The organism is Lactococcus formosensis (assembly GCF_037892375.1).
Lineage (GTDB): Bacteria > Bacillota > Bacilli > Lactobacillales > Streptococcaceae > Lactococcus > Lactococcus formosensis.
Map to the genome: position 1 here is coordinate 1,216,640 of NZ_CP141721.1, position 16,660 is coordinate 1,233,299.

General features: G+C 38.4%; 18 protein-coding genes. 14 read left to right on the forward strand and 4 right to left on the reverse strand.

Going from position 1 to position 16,660, the window contains the following annotated elements; all coding sequences use genetic code 11:
- The first annotated feature begins 86 nt into the window (after positions 1-86).
- Positions 87-923, forward strand: coding sequence for a VOC family protein (locus VNN39_RS06010; RefSeq protein WP_338997035.1), 837 nt, complete (start codon positions 87-89; stop codon positions 921-923).
- A 49-nt stretch (positions 924-972) separates the two neighbouring features.
- On the opposite strand, the gene VNN39_RS06015 is transcribed toward VNN39_RS06010, so the two are convergent.
- Complete coding sequence (locus VNN39_RS06015) at positions 973-1,953, reverse strand: aromatic acid exporter family protein (RefSeq protein ID WP_096369219.1); 981 nt, start codon at positions 1,951-1,953, stop codon at positions 973-975.
- A gap of 224 nt (positions 1,954-2,177) precedes the next feature.
- Here VNN39_RS06015 and VNN39_RS06020 point away from each other — a divergent pair, with 224 nt between their 5' ends.
- Positions 2,178-2,708 (forward strand): hypothetical protein, encoded by a 531-nt coding sequence (locus tag VNN39_RS06020; RefSeq protein ID WP_213433255.1) that lies wholly within the window; start codon positions 2,178-2,180, stop codon positions 2,706-2,708.
- 46 nt (positions 2,709-2,754) lie between these two features.
- On the opposite strand, the gene VNN39_RS06025 is transcribed toward VNN39_RS06020, so the two are convergent.
- Positions 2,755-3,153, reverse strand: coding sequence for a VOC family protein (locus VNN39_RS06025; RefSeq protein WP_017368553.1), 399 nt, complete (start codon positions 3,151-3,153; stop codon positions 2,755-2,757).
- A gap of 185 nt (positions 3,154-3,338) precedes the next feature.
- Between VNN39_RS06025 and VNN39_RS06030 the strand changes: the two genes are divergently transcribed.
- Positions 3,339-4,256 carry a magnesium transporter CorA family protein gene (locus VNN39_RS06030; protein ID WP_003133025.1) on the forward strand — a complete coding sequence of 306 codons (918 nt, stop codon included), beginning with the start codon at positions 3,339-3,341 and terminating at the stop codon, positions 4,254-4,256.
- Between the two features lie 41 nt (positions 4,257-4,297).
- Positions 4,298-5,989, forward strand: a complete 1,692-nt coding sequence (locus VNN39_RS06035; protein ID WP_338997039.1) for a DUF2156 domain-containing protein — start codon at positions 4,298-4,300, stop codon at positions 5,987-5,989.
- Between the two features lie 69 nt (positions 5,990-6,058).
- On the opposite strand, the gene VNN39_RS06040 is transcribed toward VNN39_RS06035, so the two are convergent.
- Positions 6,059-6,496 carry a universal stress protein gene (locus VNN39_RS06040; protein ID WP_338997041.1) on the reverse strand — a complete coding sequence of 146 codons (438 nt, stop codon included), beginning with the start codon at positions 6,494-6,496 and terminating at the stop codon, positions 6,059-6,061.
- A gap of 338 nt (positions 6,497-6,834) precedes the next feature.
- Here VNN39_RS06040 and VNN39_RS06045 point away from each other — a divergent pair, with 338 nt between their 5' ends.
- The 10 genes from VNN39_RS06045 (at position 6,835) to VNN39_RS06090 (ending at position 16,272) form a co-directional block, all read left to right on the forward strand.
- Positions 6,835-9,189 (forward strand): helicase C-terminal domain-containing protein, encoded by a 2,355-nt coding sequence (locus VNN39_RS06045; RefSeq protein WP_338997043.1) that lies wholly within the window; start codon positions 6,835-6,837, stop codon positions 9,187-9,189.
- A 180-nt stretch (positions 9,190-9,369) separates the two neighbouring features.
- Positions 9,370-9,813 (forward strand): DUF5590 domain-containing protein, encoded by a 444-nt coding sequence (locus tag VNN39_RS06050; RefSeq protein ID WP_096369223.1) that lies wholly within the window; start codon positions 9,370-9,372, stop codon positions 9,811-9,813.
- Positions 9,814-9,816: 3 nt separating this feature from the next.
- Positions 9,817-11,010: a pyridoxal phosphate-dependent aminotransferase gene (locus VNN39_RS06055; protein WP_213495955.1), complete on the forward strand. Its 1,194-nt coding sequence runs from the start codon at positions 9,817-9,819 to the stop codon at positions 11,008-11,010.
- Positions 11,000-11,329, forward strand: coding sequence for a GIY-YIG nuclease family protein (locus tag VNN39_RS06060; RefSeq protein WP_165712384.1), 330 nt, complete (start codon positions 11,000-11,002; stop codon positions 11,327-11,329). Before VNN39_RS06055 ends, VNN39_RS06060 begins: the two co-directional genes overlap by 11 nt.
- Positions 11,330-11,349: 20 nt before the next feature.
- Positions 11,350-12,687: an asparagine--tRNA ligase gene (gene asnS / locus VNN39_RS06065; RefSeq protein WP_338997047.1), complete on the forward strand. Its 1,338-nt coding sequence runs from the start codon at positions 11,350-11,352 to the stop codon at positions 12,685-12,687.
- Between the two features lie 123 nt (positions 12,688-12,810).
- Positions 12,811-13,158 (forward strand): nucleoside triphosphate pyrophosphohydrolase family protein, encoded by a 348-nt coding sequence (locus VNN39_RS06070; RefSeq protein ID WP_338997049.1) that lies wholly within the window; start codon positions 12,811-12,813, stop codon positions 13,156-13,158.
- Positions 13,155-13,772 (forward strand): thiamine diphosphokinase, encoded by a 618-nt coding sequence (locus VNN39_RS06075; RefSeq protein WP_165712388.1) that lies wholly within the window; start codon positions 13,155-13,157, stop codon positions 13,770-13,772. Before VNN39_RS06070 ends, VNN39_RS06075 begins: the two co-directional genes overlap by 4 nt.
- Positions 13,773-13,781: 9 nt before the next feature.
- Positions 13,782-14,702, forward strand: coding sequence for a Gfo/Idh/MocA family oxidoreductase (locus VNN39_RS06080; RefSeq protein WP_338997051.1), 921 nt, complete (start codon positions 13,782-13,784; stop codon positions 14,700-14,702).
- Between the two features lie 16 nt (positions 14,703-14,718).
- The gene (locus VNN39_RS06085; RefSeq protein ID WP_338997053.1) at positions 14,719-15,912 is read left to right on the forward strand and encodes a family 20 glycosylhydrolase; all 1,194 of its coding nucleotides are present in this window, start codon (positions 14,719-14,721) and stop codon (positions 15,910-15,912) included.
- Positions 15,913-15,945: 33 nt separating this feature from the next.
- Positions 15,946-16,272, forward strand: a complete 327-nt coding sequence (locus VNN39_RS06090) for a heavy metal-binding domain-containing protein (protein WP_003133007.1) — start codon at positions 15,946-15,948, stop codon at positions 16,270-16,272.
- A 52-nt stretch (positions 16,273-16,324) separates the two neighbouring features.
- On the opposite strand, the gene VNN39_RS06095 is transcribed toward VNN39_RS06090, so the two are convergent.
- Positions 16,325-16,624, reverse strand: a complete 300-nt coding sequence (locus VNN39_RS06095; protein WP_338997055.1) for a GIY-YIG nuclease family protein — start codon at positions 16,622-16,624, stop codon at positions 16,325-16,327.
- Positions 16,625-16,660 lie beyond the last annotated feature (36 nt).

Consider the following 16,660-nt stretch of genomic DNA (forward strand, 5'->3'; position numbering starts at 1 on the left):
ACAAAGTCTTTTGCTTTCTGAATTTTAAGTGATATACTAACAACATATAAAGAACGAAGTAGAATTCAAAAGAAATGAGAATAAGTATGTACACCCAACCCTTTAAGATTAAAAATATTACTTTGAAAGCATCTAATCGACAAGTTATGCGCTATTTTTATGAAGAATTATTAGGACTTTATCCTACTGAGGAAACAGAAGATATAATTTCTTACGCGTTTAGGAAAGGAGAAGTTCCTTTTTTGCATCTTGAGTTTGGTGGAATGACACGTACAGAGAAATCGACTGGGCTTTTTCATTATGCTATTCTTTTCCCCGACCGTGCCTCAAAAGCTGGACTTATTGAACGACTCATTAAGGCAAAATATCCACTCGGAGCGGGGGATCATCTCGTAAGTGAGTCTTTCTATCTTAGTGATCCTGAAGGAAATGGAATAGAGCTCTATCATGACCGCGATTCGAAAAATTGGAACTGGGATGATGAGGGGCAGGTAGAAATGGGGACCTTTTCTGTAGATGTTGAGGCTGTTTTAGCAACAAAAAAAGTTGGAGATTTTAGTTATCCGGCAAAAATGAGTATTGGTCATCTTCATTTCACGGGAAATTCTCTCGCACTAGCTGATAAACTTTTTATTGATATGCTTCAGACGGATTTAGTTGCACGAGTAGGTAATACGGCTCATTTTTACTCGCAAAATCATTACCACCATCACTTTGCGACAAATCTCTGGGAAGGGACAAGGTTGAAAAAACGTAACTTGCAGGAAAATGGTATTTTAGCCTGGGAGATTGAAGTTGGGAGAGAATATTATGAAGCAGTTTTGGAAAGAGTAGTGGCAACGGGAAGGACCTATGAAGTTAGAAGTAAGAGCATTATCTTGGAGGATCATGTCGGTGCCCAGCTCGTTATAACTGAGATATAAAAAAATCTTGCTGGCTCATAAGAGGGGCAAGATTTTTTGTGTTCGCCTCTTAGGAAGCATTGTTGGTCTGATTCAGTGCAAAAGTATTTTTTTCTTGAATCAATAATTCAAGCAACTGAAGCACTTGGAAAAGACCAGCACGATTTTCAAACTCTTCACGCGTTTGAGGCAAGTCCATCTGACGATAATGAGAATAGGCGCTCTCTATTTTCTTTAAGAGCTCACTGCCGTCATTATGTGCAGCGTAGGTGAGTGACAGAGTTTCAAAAATATTGGAAATTTCAGCGATATGTGTGCTGTCCACATCTATTTCTTCTAGTTTCATAATAATATCTTTGAGAAGAGTAATTTGGATATGGCGCATATCGAAATAGCGTTGATAAAATGTATTATTTCTTAAAAGATTATTCTCTGATTTTTCAGTGGCGATTTTGCTGCTTGCTTCGATGAGGTCAAGCAGGTTGTCACACTGTGCAACGAGATCTTTTAAATCTTGTTTTTGATTTAAACAAATGACGAGGTGTGCTGAAATATTTTTGAATTCTTTTTCTAAAATATTGAGATTGTTTTCTAATAATCTTTCGTTGCTTGGCATATATATGTTTGCCAAAAGTGCTAAACCAACCCCAATAAACATTAATGAAAACTCATTGCCTACGAGAGGAAAAGTTATTTCTTGGGCTAAGAGGTAGTGGGAAAAAAGTACGGAGTTTACGACGATACCTTCGCTAGTATTGGTGGCGACAGAGATAGGAATAAACAAAAGTAAGAAAATACCAAAAGATAAAGGTGTAAAATTAAATAAGTTTAAAACGATGAAGGCGAGTAAAGTAGCGATGATAAGTCCTAAAACACGCATAAAGCCTAAACGTAAGGTGCTTTTCTGCGTGTTCGTAATGGAGAGAATGGCAATGATTCCTGCACTGGTCGCAGATTCTAAGTGGAAAAATTGTGCAATAATAATAGCTAGTGTTGCACAAATTGCTGTTTTGATTGTTCTTTGCCCTATTTTAATATGGCTGTAATTCACATTTTGTCTCCTTGTGATAGTATATAAGCAGTGAAAGACACATCTCAAAGACATAATGTATTTCGAGAGCTTTCTTAACTAGAGTAATTATACCAAAAAATAGGATAGAAACAGACGCAACGCTTTCAAAATTTTAGCTAAGAAGAGATTATCTTGTGTTTCAGAGCAAATGAGACGAGTGGAATTAAAAAACTGTGTATAATAGAATAAAGGAGAAAAAACAGATGAAAAAGTATATTATTGTAGGGATGTTTTCGTTCTTACTTGGAGCAATAGTTGCCTTAGGGATATCTAATATTACTCAATCACCTGCTACACCGATGGCAAAGGAAAGTTCTAGTTCTTCGACGTCCAAAACAGAGAGGAGCACTACAAATAGCTCCTCTGAAGTTAAAACAACTCCATCTTCAACTTCAACAAGCAGTAGTGAACAGTCTATCTCTTCTCTCTATCATCTTGTCCCGCCTCAAAGTACCTATAAGAACTTAATTGTAGCTAAGACAGCGGAAGCAGAAGCTTATATTCAAACCAATGGTTACAACCTCGTCAGCAAAACGAATAATGATTTGAATGAAAAATCGCTCATTAGTGAACCTTCAACAGAGTTGCCGAATCCAGCTGACATCTCTGGGAAAGAAAGCTATCTTTACTTTTGGGCAAATGATGTGCAAGCAAACGAGCTAGGCGCTGTTCGAATGGATAATAAAGTTGTATTCTTTAAAGCTACAGATGATTACTTAAGTCGTTTGAATTAAAAAAGACAGGAATAAAATCCTGTCTTTTTGTAGAAAGAGAATTGATTTACATAGCCATCCAGACGGGCTCTAAGCAGTTCCCATCTGGATCTTGGACTTCCAGGCCATACATGACGTCCTCAGGAATGCCATTTTCCAAATGAAGAGATTGTCCGCCATTTTCATTGGCGAGCTTGCCAAATTCTTTAACGGCATCTGCACTAGGAAGAGTAAATGCAGCAAGGGCACCACTAACTTTATGCGTATCAGCAATTGTTTTATCACCAATAAATGTTTGGTAGCGCTCATGCGAAAGCAGCATGATATAGAAATTTTCATCCCAAACCATACAACTTACCAAATCATCAGAAAAATCGGGATTTTTCTTGAAGCCAATTTTTTCATAAAAGGCTGTAGAGACTTGGATATCAGTAACGGGGAAGTTGACGAAAACCATTGTCGACATATGAAATCCTCCTTAAAATATATTTTATGTCAGAACATTCTTAACTTTAAGCTAATTGTAGCATAAATCATATTTTTCATGGCTTGATTGGTTTGGAAAATGCTTTCAAAAAAGTAAGGTGAAAATCAGAGGGTAAAACAGCGTTTGAGACGTTTATTTAAGAGATTTTCTGTTAAAATATAATTATGATTAAAAACTACGAATTGTCAGCTGAACATCGGCTAGTCTCTACGGCAGAGATGAGGAATTTCACATATGTACTCAATCCGACACGCGAAGAAATTGGTAGTGTCTCGGAGTACTTTCAACTGCCCTTTGACTACCTTAGCGGCATTCTCGATGATTATGAAAATGCCCGTTTTGAAACGGATGATATCGATAATAATCTGATACTTTTACAATATCCAGCCTCATCAAGTTATGGCGAGGTGGGCACATTTCCTTATTCTTTGATTTGGACAAAAAATGAAGCTGTTATTTTGGCTCTGAATCACGACATTAAGGGAGAACATATATTTGGTAGAGAATATAGCTCTACGCGCTATAAGCATGAAATCATTTATCAGGTGATGTACCAAATGACACATGACTTCCATGATTATTTAAGAGAGTTCCGTCTCCGTCGTCGTCGTCTTGAAGTGGGAATCAAGAACTCAACAAAAAATGATCAAATCGTTGATATGATTGGTATTCAAGCCAGCCTGATTTATTTTGAAGATGCTTTGAACAATAATCTCGAAGTGTTGAAGAAATTTATTGATTATCTGCGTGAAGAAGATGAAGATGGCTTTGCTGATAAGATTTATGATATTTATATTGAAACAGATCAGGCCTACACGGAAACACGTATTCAGCTTAAACTTTTACAAAATCTACGTGATTTGTTCTCAAATATTGTGTCCAATAACCTGAATATTGTCATGAAGATCATGACTTCAGCAACCTTTGTTCTGGGGATTCCAGGCGTTGTTGTCGGCTTTTACGGGATGAATGTCCCCATACCTGGGCAGGAAATTAGTTGGGTCATGTGGGCCATATTGGGTTTAACGCTTATATTTTGTGGCATTGTCGTTTGGGCTTTACGCAAAAAGGACATGTTGTGATTATTTAATAATCACAAGTTATCAAAAAGGAACATTTATTCATGTATAGATTACGTATTTTTGCACAAAATTTAGCAATCTTCCTGTCCGTAGTGATTGATATTGGAGCAATTTTAGCTTTTTATTTGCATCGCTCACCTGTTTTGAGAGAGTATTTTCCTTCCTATAGTTTCATGCCGCATTATATTTTAGGCTTTGCTTTAGGACTTTTGGGGCTTTTGGTCTCTCTCAATCTCTACCGACGGGTAAGGTCAGCTTGGATTATTACGATTGTTGTTCAATTTGTTATTTTACGGTTGAACTTTATTTCTACTCAGAGATTTTTTAGTATTGGTTCACTCCTTTCGCTCATCATTCTGGTTATTCTTGGATTGACATATCGTGATTTTAGCCGAACAACAGACCGTAATTACGCAAAAAAAGCAGTGTTTCTCGGTTTTATTCCACTTATTTTGGCATTCTTTAATACCTTATTGAGTTTAAGTTTTTTGAAACGCGATTATTTAGGAAATCCAGATGTTTATTCTATCTTTAAACAATCCTTACATTTTCTTTTTACGATGGATATTCGACAAGCACACTTCAATTCTCATGTGCATGGCTTTTATATGGTGGGGCTTATTATCATCACTTGGATTTGTGTGATGTTGGCGCTATATTATATCTTAAAGCCATTGGTTTATTACCCGATATTAAGTGGTCGTGAAAAAGAAAAAGCAATCGCCCTTGTTGAAAAATATGGTCAAAATCCAATGGCCTATATGACTATTGATGGTCAGAAATCTTATTTCTTCAGTGTTACGGTTGAGGGGATGTTGGCGTACACTGTTGTAAACAATGTGCTCGTTGGTTGTGGAGATATCGTTTGTGCCCCTAAAGATGCTGCACGTTTTATGGGAGAACTGGTGCACTTTTCTCGCCGTAATGGGTGGAAGATTTTGTTTATGGATATTACAGAAACGATGCGCTCTGCCTATGAGTCTTATGGTTTTTCAATGATTAAGATTGGTGAGGATGCTTGTTTGCATCTAGAAGACTTTAGTCTTAAAGGGAAGAAAACAGCAAAGGTTCGTGCCAATATCAATCACGCGCATCGTTTAGGCATTACTGTTGAAGAATACAAACCAACTGAAAAGCGAGATATAAAAATTGAAAATGAACTTCAAAAAATCTCAGACGAATGGTTTGGCTCTAAAGGCCCTGAACTTGGCTTCATGTTGGGAGGGTTAGCTTTAGAAAATCCACTCGGACGCCGTTACTTTTACAGTCGTGATGCAGCAGGGAAAATGTTGGCTTTCGTAATTTTCGTTCCTTATGCTGAAGGCAAGGAAAGAGGTTATATGGCTGATGTTACGCGCCGCCGTGCGCAAGTGCCTAATGGCTCTATGGAAGTGTGCCTTCTTCAAGCCTTTGAAACAATGCGCGAGGAGGGAGTGACTTGGGGTAATCTCGGTCTCTGCCCTTTGGCAAATATTCAAGACGACGAGGACAGTAGCAAAGTTACAACACAGCTCTTCCAGTTTATTTATGAAAATATGAATGGCGTATATGGCTTCAAAGGGCTTTATCAAGCCAAGAAAAAATGGAATCCAAGTGATTGGCAAGCGCGTTATATTGCTTATGCGCCCAAACCTTTCAGTTTCAGCTATGCATACGCTATGTTGAAGGCTCAAAATCCTAAAGGGATAAACAAACTAATCCTTGAGAAACTCCGGACAAAGATTGAAAAATAAAAGCACCGCAAAAGCTGCGGTGCTTTTTCTTAATAAAAAACCTCTCAACGAGAGGACGAACGATAACAATTATTTACGGACCACAAGAGTATCACATGGTGCATTTTTAATGATATAGTCAGCAACAGAACCGATAAATATACGTTCAATGTAGCTCAAACCAGTTGCACCAAGAACGATAAGGTCAATATTTTCTTCTTTTGGAAGTGTTTGTCCCAACATAACTTTTGGTAAGCCGAATTCGACACGAGTAGTTACTGTTTTTACACCAGCGTTTTTTGCTTCATTTGCAAAGTCATTAATGAGGTTTTCAGCACCTTTATGTGTGTCATCAGCTACAACAGAATCATAAGCAGAGATGGACTGAAATGCACGTAAATCAATGACGTTAGCGATGACTAATTCGGCATCGTTACGAAGGGCAGTGGCAACAGCTTTATCAAAGGCCTTTGTTGATTCTACAGAACCGTCAAGACCAACGAGGATTTTTTTGTAATTATCGAGCATAGTGGGACTCCTTTTCTTTTTTTTACTATACTCTAATTTTACTCTAATTTGAAGCATTTGTAAAAGAAAAACTATTTTTAAGGTCTAAATACACTGTCAGATGCTCATGACCGGATAGACGATGATGATGACGAGGGAGAGGGAGATATAAATAGTAGTTTTAATGAAAAATTATCTTTTGATGTAGCAGACAGTCTTGAAAAGCTAATGGATGACGAGAAGAACAACTATGTGCTGTCCTCATTGCGTCTAATTTGATATAATTATAAAGATCTATTTTTAAACGGCCGAGTAAAGCAAAGCCTTATAAAAATAAATAGAAGTTGAAAGGTAAAAAAATGACTCGATATGCTGTGGTAGATTTAGAAGCCACCGATGCGCACAGCTCGCAGAATAAAATTATCCAAATTGGTATTGCGCTAGTCGAGGGTGGAGAAGTGGTAGACACTTATACGACAGATGTCAATCCACATGAGTCACTTTTGCCGAGGATTGCTAACCTTACGGGCTTGTCAGACCGCCGCTTGTCAAAGGCACCAGACTTTTCAGAAGTTGCAGAAGAAGTGCGTCAAAAATTGGAAGGTACAGTTTTTGTGGCTCACAATGCGCGTTTTGATTATTCTTTATTAATGAAAAGTCTCTTTCCTTTAGGATTGGACTTGGAGTTACCACGTGTAGATACAGTTGAACTTGCGCGTGTTATTTTTCCTACTTTTGAAAAATACGGAATGGAAGCTCTGAGTGAGCGATTGCACTTGCAACACGACCAACCTCATGCAGCTTTATCAGATGCTTTAGCTACAGCGGAGTTACTGCTTAAGATGCAAGAGAGGATCCGTAAACTCCCTCGTGCCGTTTTGGAGGAACTCATTCGCCATTCGGACAGTCTGCTCTATGAAACAAAAGAGTTCTTAAAAGAGCAGCTGCCCTACACCTCCCTCAAGGTTAATCAGCTTTATGTGGTTCACAATATTGCAACACGTAGAGAAAAAGTTAAAGAAAACAGACAGCCTCTTGCCAATTCTTTTGCTAAAAATATCTCTCGTTTAGGTCTTAAAGTCCGGAAAAATCAAGAAAAGATTGCTGAGAAAATCAAAGAAGAACTGGCACAAAGTCGTCCTTCTTTCATTGAAGCACCCACTGGCATCGGTAAGACATATGCTTATCTCCTCCCCTTACTTGCAGAAGGACGGGAAATTGTTGTGTCAACGCCGACAAAAGTTCTACAAAATCAGATGATTCATGGTGTGGCACCAATTCTTAAAGAAAAATTTGGTGTGAATTTCTCCAAGATTTTAGGTACGAAGAATTATATTTCATTGGAAAAATTTTCGCGGCTTTTACTTGCAAATACGGAGGGCAAAAATTTCGAAATTTTTAAGATGAAAATTTTGGTTTGGTTGACGGAGACACTTACAGGGGAGCTAGATGAGCTCTCAAAAGTGATGACCAACGAGGAGTATTTTGCTCAGATTGCACATGATGGATATGTTAACACTAAACAGTTGCATTATGAACAGGACTTCTGGCTGAAAGCACAACGCAGGTCTGAAATTTCGCAAGTCAAAGTTGTCAATCATGCTTACCTGATTGAACGTCTTGCAGATTATCCTGAGACTTTCTTGCAGAATCGGGTATTAGTTGTGGATGAAGCACAGCAACTTTTCACTACACTGGAAAGAGCCAATCAGAAATCAGTCAAAATCTCGGAACAATTGGAAACCGTAGATACAGAAAATTCGCATTTAAATAAACGTCTTGTAGAAAGTTTGACTTTCCAGCTCAAAAATAAAAAGCTGGACAGTGAGAAAATTGCTCTTGATGCGAGAGAACTCGGCTTAAAAGAATTGGCTGATATTTTTGAACATCCTGAGCAGAACTTTATTTGGCGTGATGGGGATATTGTTCACGCTTCAAGTACAGACTTTTATAACTTTGAAAAGCTAGTGCCTTCAGAAACTAAAATATATATGTTGGGGGCAACCTTATCTCTGACGGAAGATAAGCCCATTTTCCCAGAGCTTTTGGGCTTTAAGGATTATCGTTTCTTCAAATTTGACAGTCATCCCGCTGAAAACCAAGAAATATTTATCGTGTCTGATGGGCCGCATATCAAAAATACAGGTGTTATGGCTTACGCGCATTATGTTGCGGATAGAGTTTCTGAGGTCGCTGAGCTGGGTGCTCAAGTTGTCGTTCTCTTTACGGCAAAAGTGTCCTTAACTTTTGTAGCAGAACAACTGTCCGCTGAAGGTTGGGATGTATTGGCTCAAGATATTAATGGGACCGCTGCACAAATCAAGAAAAAATTTGATAAAGGAGAAGGGCAGATCCTTCTAGGATTAGCTTCCTTCTGGGAAGGTGTGGATTTTGAGAAGCAAGATCATCTTGTTTTGATGATTCCCCGTCTGCCCTTTGCTACGCCGGATGATATTTTAACGAAAAAGTATGCAAAACGTTTTAATAATCCTTTTTACGATTTCAATGTTCCTATGGCAACTTTGAAATTGCAACAAGCTCTTGGGCGCGTCAACCGCCGTCATAATCAGTATTCTAAAGTTGTGATTCTTGATAATCGATTGGCAGGGAAGTCATACGCAAAAAGAATGCGTAAAAATCTCGCACAATCTGCGCCGCTTAAAACACTTGAAAATAGTGAATTAGTGGAAAAAATTCTTGAATTCTTGATGTAAAGTGATACCTGATACAGAGAAGGCCAAGAAGAAGTTAAGAAAAGGCACCGAAATTCTTCAGTGACAAGACTTGGAAATTATGGATTTAACTTTTTCCGGCAGAAGACCTTTGTAGAGAAGCAATTTCGTTGCTTTTTTGCTATAATTAAATAGATTATCTAAAGGACAGAAAGGTAGGCTATGAGAAGAAGACGAATGACTCTGCATACACAGATTATTATCGGTATTTTAACGGTAATTCTGGCAGGTTTTATTGCGATAAGCCTCTTTATCTGGAGAGCAATCAGCCCTTATAATACAGCAAGAAGCGCTGCAATTGCTATAGCAAAGGATAAAACTGAGCTGAAAACTCCAACAGCTTTTGACATTGCAACTACAGATAGCACAGATTATTCTTTACTTGGCAAAACTGAGAAAGGCAAAGAGATAGGTGTTTTAATCCCTGAAAAAGGGGGAAATTTAACAGTTATTGACATGGCAACAGGTGTTAAGCCCGAAACGCTTCAGGCGGATACTACGACATCGATTGTCTTGGCCCTTTATAAAAATCAGCCAGTATGGCAAGTAAATAGTCGTGAAGGTTTTAAACTTTATGATTTCAAGACGGGTAAGGAGCTGTTGTAATTTATGAAAAAACTATCTGATTTTGTTTTAAATATTGAAGAGTCTGTGACTCTAGCTGCTGCTAAGCGTGCTAAAGATCTTGCAAGCCAAGGAAAAAACATTATTGACTTAACTTTAGGGCAGCCAGATTTTTCCACCCCAGAATTAATCGGTGAAGCAGCTATTGATTCTATTCATTCAGGCAAGGCAAGTTTCTATACACAAGCTTCTGGCTTACCTGAGTTGAAAAGCGCTGTGCGTAATTATTGGGATAAATATTATGGTTATGCCATTGAAGATAAGGAGATTTTAGTTACCACGGGTGCTAAATTTGCGCTTTATGCCTTCTTCCAAAGTGTTTTAGATAAAGGTGATGAAGTCATCATCCCAGCTCCGTATTGGGTGAGTTATGTGGATCAAGTCAAAATGTCAGGAGGCCAACCTGTTGTCGTCTCGACTTTGCAAGAAAATGATTTTAAAATCACAGTTGAGCAACTCGAGGCAGTAAAAACCGAAAAGACGAAGGTGCTTTTATTAAATAGTCCATCCAATCCAACAGGAATGATTTATTCAAAAGAAGAATTACTGGCTCTGGGAAATTGGGCTGTAGCTAACGATCTTTTAATCTTAGCAGACGATATTTATCACCGATTAGTTTATAATCAAAGCGAATTTACAGCTATTTCATCCTTATCAGAAGCGATTCGTCAACGCACAATTGTCATTAATGGTGTCTCGAAGACCTTTGCAATGACCGGGTGGCGTATTGGACTTGCAGTAGGGGACAGTGAAATTATTGCAGCAATGACAAAGATTGCAGGTCAAACAACCTCAAACCCAAGTACAGTTGCTCAATATGCAGCCATCGAAGCTTTTAATTCTGATGAAACGGCAGTTGAAAAAATGCGTATAGCTTTTGAAGCACGGCTAAACTTGATACACCCTATGATTAATCAAATTCCTGGCTTTGAGGCGATTAAGCCTAATGGTGCTTTCTATCTCTTCCCTAAAGTTGAGAAAGCCATGGCACTGAAAGGGTATGACAACGTTACGGATTTTGCGACAGCGATTCTTGAAGAAACTGGTGTGGCTCTTGTGACAGGTGAAGGATTTGGATCACCTGTGCATGTAAGATTGAGTTATGCTACTGACCTTGAAAGTTTAACAGAAGCTGTGCAACGGCTTAAAGACTGGATGGAACAGACAAATGATAGATAAAAAAGAAGCGAAATCAGCTTACAAGCTTCAAGAAAAGCTTGGGGCTGTTGTAGCTTATAAAAATATTTCAAAAAACAAGTTTTATCTTGATATAGCGCCAGATTTACCTGGCTTAAAAAATCGCTTTGAGTTTTCCAAAAAAACAGGTATTGGTGTTCCACTAGCTATTGACAAAGATTGGAAATCGGATGACTTTGAACTTCTAGTGCTTGAGGAGCTCAAGAAAGATGAATTACAGACACCGCAAGCTTTTAAAGAAGATTTGAAAACTTTGAGGGAAATCTGGTTAGAGAAATTTGCAGACAAAGATTTATATTAAAAAAAGAGAAGGAATTATTTATGAAAGACTTAGTATCAATCATCGATGTGAAAGATCACGTTGGAGAAGAAATCAAAATTGGCGCTTGGGTTGCAGACAAATCAGGAAAAGGAAAATTGCAATTTCTCCAACTCCGTGATGGTACAGCTTATTTCCAAGCTGTCGTTTTCAAACCAAACATGATTGAAAAATTTGGTGAAGAAGCGGGAGTAGAAAAATTCACTGAAATCAAACACTTGGCTCAGGAAACATCAGTAATCGTAACAGGTGTTGTAAAAGAAGATTCACGTTCAAAATTTGGTTACGAGCTTGATGTCACAGATCTTGAAGTTATCGGTGCATCTGTGGATTATCCTATCACACCAAAAGAGCACGGTACAGACTTCTTGATGGATAACCGTCACTTGTGGTTACGTAGCCGCAAGCAACATGCGGTTATGCTTGTGCGTAACGAAATTATCCGCGCGACGTATGAGTTTTACAATGCCAACGGTTTTGTAAAAATTGATAGCCCAATCTTGACAGGTTCAGCACCAGAAGGAACAACAGAACTTTTCGAAACAGACTACTTCGGTCAACCTGCTTTCCTGTCACAAACAGGTCAACTCTATGCTGAAGCGGGTGCGATGGCATTTGGTAAAGTCTTTACCTTTGGGCCAACTTTCCGTGCTGAAAAATCAAAAACACGTCGTCATTTGACAGAATTCTGGATGATTGAGCCAGAAATGGCCTTCACAACGCATGAAGAGTCTTTGGATATTCAAGAAGCATATGTCAAACACTTAATCAAATCAGTCTTGGAAAACCAACGTTACGCTTTAGAAACTTTGGAACGTGACATTGATTTGTTGGAAAAATATGTTAATGAACCCTTCAAACGTGTCACTTACGATGACGCGATTGAGCTCCTTCAAAAAGAAGAAGCGAACAATGATTACGATCATATCGAGTGGGGCGATGACTTTGGTTTACCACATGAAACATTTGTTTCTAACTATTATGGTATGCCAACGTTTATCATCAACTACCCTAAAGCGATTAAAGCTTTCTACATGAAACCACATCCAACACGTGAAGATGTTGTGATTTGTGCTGACCTCATCGCGCCAGAAGGTTATGGAGAAATCATCGGTGGTTCTGAACGTGCGACAGATTACGATTACTTGGTAGAAAAAGTTAAAGAGTTTGGTCTCTCAGAAGAAGAATATAGCTGGTACCTTGATTTACGTAAATTCGGTTCTGTGCCACATTCTGGATTTGGACTTGGATTGGAACGTGCGGTAACCTTTATTACAGGTAACCAACACATCCGCGAAGCCATTCCATTCCCACGTATGCTTGGACGTATCCGCCCTTAAGACTTAAATAAAAGTTCTCAACTTGCTTGAGGGCTTTTTTGCATAAAATCACGGGATGAAACATCCTTTTTCAGGTGAGTTTTTGATATAATAAGAGGGAGAAATAAAGGAGGAACCTTATCTATGGAACTTAAGGATTATCAAAAGGAGATAATAAAATTTGATGTCAATGGCTCTTTAGCGGACATTGAGCAGGTAAATTTTGCTTTTTTAGATAAGGTACTCGGTTTAGCGGGTAAATCAGGAGAAGTAGCGGATAAGATTAAAAAAATCATCCGGGACCAAGATGGCATAATTCGAGAGAATGACAAAAGCGCTTTGGAAAAAGAGTTAGGCGATGTCTTATGGCATGTGGCAACATGCGCGCGCTATCTGGGACTTGATTTGGAACAGGTCGCTCAAGCCAACTTAAATAAACTGGAAAGTCGTCAGCTCCGAGGTAAAATAGCGGGCAGCGGGGACGAGCGATGAGAGTACTTATTCATGCGGGCCGGCCTGCAAGCTTACCTGATGAAAGTTATGATTATTATGTCGGAATTGATCGTGGATCCTTATTTTTAATTGAAGAACAGCAAGATTTAGACTTAGCGGTTGGCGATTTTGACTCTGTAAGTCAGGAAGAATTCGACAAAATATCAGAAGCTGCTTGTGAACTTGTTAAGCTGCCGGCAGAGAAGGATCAGACGGATTTGGAAGCTGGTTTAGATCAGGTGCTTTCTCGTTTTCCAGATGCGGAAATCATGATCGTTGGAGCCCTTGGTGGAAGGCTCGATCATCATTTGACCAATGTATATCTACCTCTAAATTTTGCTTTTCCCGAAAACATTACTTTAAGGGATGAGCAAAATTTTGTAAAATACCTCACTCAAGGTCAGCATAAAATCCGAAGAATTGAGAATTATCCGTACTTGGGAATTGTTCAGGTTGGTACAAAAAGAAGTTTAGAAATAAAAAATGCAAAATATCCACTTAAAGCTGAGGATAACTTTGCTGACATTTACGCAAGTAATGCTTTTATCAGTGAGACGATGGAGTTAAAAATTGATCAAGGGAAACTTATCGTCATTTATTCAAAAGACAGTTAGAGAGATTATATGATTATTGGAATAATTGGTGCAACATCAAATATCGCAGGTAAGGCCTACCTGCCCGTTTATGCAAAAATGCAAGCCGAACATCGTTTTATTTTGCATTCGCGAACTTGGGAAAAAGCGGAGGAGATTCGAAAAAAATACAAGTTTGAATATGCGACAACGGATTTAGGCGCTTTGGAAACTTGTGATATGGTCGTCATCCATGCAGCAACTGCTCAACATTTTGACCTTGCAAAACGCTATTTGAGTGCAGGCACACATGTCATGATGGATAAGCCGATTTCTGAAAACTATGAGGAGGTCCAAGAACTTCATCGCTTAGCTGAGGAAAATAATGTCCTCTTTGTTATCGGCTTTAATCGCCGTTTTGCCCCAATGACAGACAAACTTAAAGAGGTCAACCAAAAAAACTTTATTAAGGTAAGTAAAAATTTAGCAAATAATGCCGACGAAGTACAATTTAGTTTGTATGACATCTTTATTCATCCCTTGGATACCTTGATTTACTTGCTTGATGATGAAATTGAACGTTACAGTTATCAATTAGCCATGACACCTGACAAAAAGCTTTCACGTGTGCTTGTTACACTTAGAACACAATCTTGTATGGGAATTGCCAGCATGAACTTGACTTCAGGTGCTTTTTCTGAGGAATTTACGGTTGAAGCAGGCAGTGGAACCTATCGTTTATCAGAACTTACGGAGTTAGAAATCCTTACTGGACTAGACAAGCAAAAAGTCGGAATTAATGGTTGGCAAAGTGCTACATATAATCGTGGTTTTGAGAGTTTAGTTTTTGGCATGGTTGGAGCAGTAGCTGAGTTTGATGGTCACAATAGAGACGAACTTATGAAGCAGATGAAACAAACAAATGTTTTGGATTCGCATGAAATCATCCATGAAATTTTAGATAAAATGTAAGCTATAAAGGATTGTGATGCTAAAAAAAATATTACCTTTTGCGCTGATATTTATTATTATCGTTGCAATTGCTGGCTTTGCCATTTATAATGGTTTGTCTTTGAGACATGAAAATGAAGAACGTATTGCGCTACATGAGGCTAAACAAGCTGGCTTAACACTAGATATTTCTAGAAAGTACTATTCGACAGATACAATTAAAGACTTTATTGATGATATGTCTGGCATCCCACACGCTTTTGTGCAACTTCACATGAGTGATGATCACGCTCTTGGAGTGGAGTTGGAGACGGTTGGACAGACAGAAGAGCAAGCAGAAATACGTGATGGCATTGCTTACAATCCTGATACAAATCTCCCATTTTTGACGAAAAATGAATTACGGGATTTGGTTGATTATGCAATAGAACATCGAGTTTTGCTTATTCCAGAGCTAGGGACGCCATTTCGTATGGGAGCTGTTCTTGAACGCCTTGAAGCGCATAGTCCTCAAAAGCGTGAAGTGGTGCGACTAGATGAGTCTGACCCAAGAAGTTTATATATGATGGACCCTGCTAAACCAGCCAGCTTGGAGTTAGCCAAAGCTATGATTGGGGAGTATTTACCAATTTTTGCTCAACAGGCAGAGAAATATTTTCATATTGGAGGTGGCGAAGCTCAGACAACGCCCCAATCTAGTCATCCCGACTTGGTAAATTATGTGAATCAACTCAATGATTTTTTAAAGAAGCGTGGTTTTACGATGAGAATGTGGAATGATAGTATCGGAAATGGAGATGTTACACATCTCGATAAGGATATTCAGATTGCTTATTGGACGCCGAATAGTCGCGTGAACTTTTTTAGCCAGGTTCCTGCGGCGAGTTTAGGTTTTGAACATATCGCACCAGCTCAGCAACTTTTGAACAAGGGGTTTAAGTTGCTTAATTATAATGCGTACTATCTTTATCTTTTACCTTCAGAGGAGACGTTGAAAGAGGATAATTTGGCTTACTCTATTGATAGTTTGAAAAATCACTGGACCTTAGCACATTTGACCCTGAACTCCGGCATCAAAGTAAGTTCAATAGATAGTGTGATAGGCTCTTCGATTTCGATTTGGAGTGAAAACGTTGGTCAACTTACAGATAAAGAAGTTCAGCAAGGTATTCAGCCGTTTGTTGGGGCTTATCTAGAAAGTGCCAAAGGCCGTGTAAGGCCTAAAGAATAACTATTTTGTTAATAAATAAAAAGGAGCAAAGAAATGAAAGATATTTTAATTTTAACTACAAATGATGCCCCAGGCTATCGTGTTGTTGAAGTCTATGGTGAAGTTTTTGGCTTAACTACTCGTTCCCGTAACGTGTTTTCAAGTACAGGTCAACAATTAAAAACGATTGTTGGAGGTGAAATAGCGGGGTATACAAAGCTTCAACATGAAACGCGTGAGAGTGCTATTGAACGTCTCGCAGAAGAAGCAAGAGATAAAGGTGCCAATGCAATTTTGGCAATGCGTTTTGACTCTTCAACATTTGGCAATGTGGACTCAGTAGCTGCATATGGTACAGCTGTTAAATTAGAAAAATTATAAAAAAGCAAACTATAGTTTGCTTTTTTATAATTAAACTGCAAAAAGGGATATTTTATCCTTTTTCTTTTGCTGCAAGTTCTTTTTCAAAGGTTTCTTTGATTGTTTTTTCTTTAATTAATTTTAATTTTTGTGAGCGGTTGAGTTTATGCTTAAACCACCATTCGCATTTTAAGGCGCTCTTCTTATCTGAAAATTCAACAGAAGTTAGAAGTCGAAGAGGACGACGTGCTTTAGTATATTTAGCCCCTTTACCAGAGTTATGTGTTTCAAGTCGTTTCGAAACATCGTCAGTGTAGCCACAATAAAGTGTATCGTCAGCACAACGCAAAACATAGACAAAATAAGATTTCATGATAAGGCTATTGTACCTTAAAATGTAGTATAATTG